Here is a 1,942-nt window from a genome sequence, read left to right on the forward strand (position 1 = left end):
CGTCGTGAGCGACGGCGAGGCGGAGACGGGGCCCCTCTCCGGGAGTTGGCAATCGATCAACTTCCTCAATCCCAAACGGGATGGCGCGGTGCTCCCGATCCTCCACATCAACGATGGCAAGCTCTCCGGGCCTACCGTCCTCGGCCGGATGGAGGACGAGGAGCTGCGCATGCTCTTTTCTGGCTTCGGCTACCAAGTGCTCACAGTCGCCGGATCCGATCCCGCGAAGGTACATCCCGAGCTCGCCCTCTCCCTCGATCGAGCGTACGAACAGATCCGGGCCATCCAAAAGGAAGCCCGGGAGAACGGGGTCAAGGGGCGTCCCCGCTGGCCTTTGATTCTCCTGCGGACCCCGGACGGTTGGACCGGACCCAAGGAAGTCGACGGAGTTCCTCTGGAGGGTACCTATCGGGCGCATCGGTCGCCCTTAATGGATGCCCGAGAAAATCCTGACCATCTCCGACTGCTCGAAAGCTGGCTGCGCAGCTACAAGCCCGAGGAGCTCTTCGACGGGAACGGCCGGCTTCGGGCGGATCTCGAAGCGCTCGCCCCGAAAGGGGAGCTACGGATGGGGGCGAGCCCCTATGCAAACGGAGGGAAACTCCTGGTCGAGCTCGACCTTCCCGACTTCGCCAACTATGCCGTCTCGATCAAACCTCGGGGCACGGTGGACGCGGAAGCCACTCGGGTGGCGGGCAACTTCGTCCGTGACGTCATCCGACGCAATCCGAACAACTTCCGCGTCTTTTGCCCGGACGAGACCGATTCGAACCGGCTGGGAGCGGTCTTCGAGGTAACCGACCGCTGTCTGGTGTCGAAAATCCTTCCGGGCGACGACCACATCTCGCCCGACGGGAGGGTCATGGAAGTATTGAGCGAGCATGCCTGCGAGGGTTGGCTCGAGGGTTATCTCTGGACGGGAAGGCACGGGCTTTTGGTCTCCTACGAAGCCTTCGCCACCGTCCTCGACTCAATGGCGAGCCAGCACGCCAAATGGCTCAAGCTCTACAAGGAAATTCCTTGGCGCCATCCGATCGCATCGCTCAACTACCTGCTCACCTCCCACGTCTGGAGGCAAGAGTACGACGGATATACCCACCAAGGGCCGGGATTCATCGACACGCTGATCAACAAAAAGGGCGACGTCGTCCGGATCTATCTTCCCCCGGACGCGAATACCCTTCTCTCGACCCTCGATCACTGCCTGCGCAGCCGCCACTACGTCAACTTGATCATCGCCGAGAAGCAGCCGGCGCTCCAATGGCTGAGCATGGAGGAAGCCCGTGCCCACTGCGCCCGCGGCGCCTCCATCTGGGAGTGGGCAGGAAACGACGGCGGGGACCCCGACATCGTCCTCGGATGCGCCGGCGACGTCCCGACATTGGAAGCGATTGCCGCATCCTGGCTGCTCCAGACGCACATTCCGGAGCTGCGGGTTCGCGTGGTCAACGTGGTCGATTTGATGACCATGTCGCCCCCCGCCTACCATCCGCACGGAATGGACAACCAGGAATTCATCAATCTCTTCACGGAAGAAAAAGAGGTGATCTTCGCCTTCCACGGCTATCGGCGCATGGTCCACGACCTTGTTCACGGCAGACCCAATCCGGCGCGCTTCCATGTACGGGGCTTCGTAGAGGAAGGCACGACGACGACCGCCTTCGACATGGTCGTGATCAATGGGATGAGCCGTTATCATTTGGCGATCGAGGTTCTCCGCCGCGTTCCCCGCTTGGCCTCCCGCACGCAGCCGATCATCGATCTCTTCGAGCAAAAGCTCGCCGAGCATCGCATCTACGTGAAGAGCCATCTCGACGACCTTCCTGAGATCCAAAATTGGACTTGGAGCGCTCCGCATCCGGCCGCCGGATAAAGGGCGAAGCATTGTAGCCGGGGCATCCGGCTTCGATCCGGCCCGGGCGGGCCGAGACAGTCGGCCCGC

At 62.2% G+C, this 1,942-nt stretch carries 1 protein-coding gene; it reads left to right on the forward strand.

Annotated features, from left to right (window positions below):
- Positions 1-1,873, forward strand: a 1,873-nt coding sequence (locus FN369_RS10060) for a phosphoketolase family protein (protein WP_142526007.1), incomplete at its 5' end; no start/stop codon positions are given.
- Positions 1,874-1,942: the final 69 nt, after the last annotated feature.

Source organism: Methylacidimicrobium cyclopophantes, assembly GCF_902143385.2.
GTDB classification, from domain to species: Bacteria; Verrucomicrobiota; Verrucomicrobiia; order Methylacidiphilales; family Methylacidiphilaceae; genus Methylacidimicrobium; species Methylacidimicrobium cyclopophantes.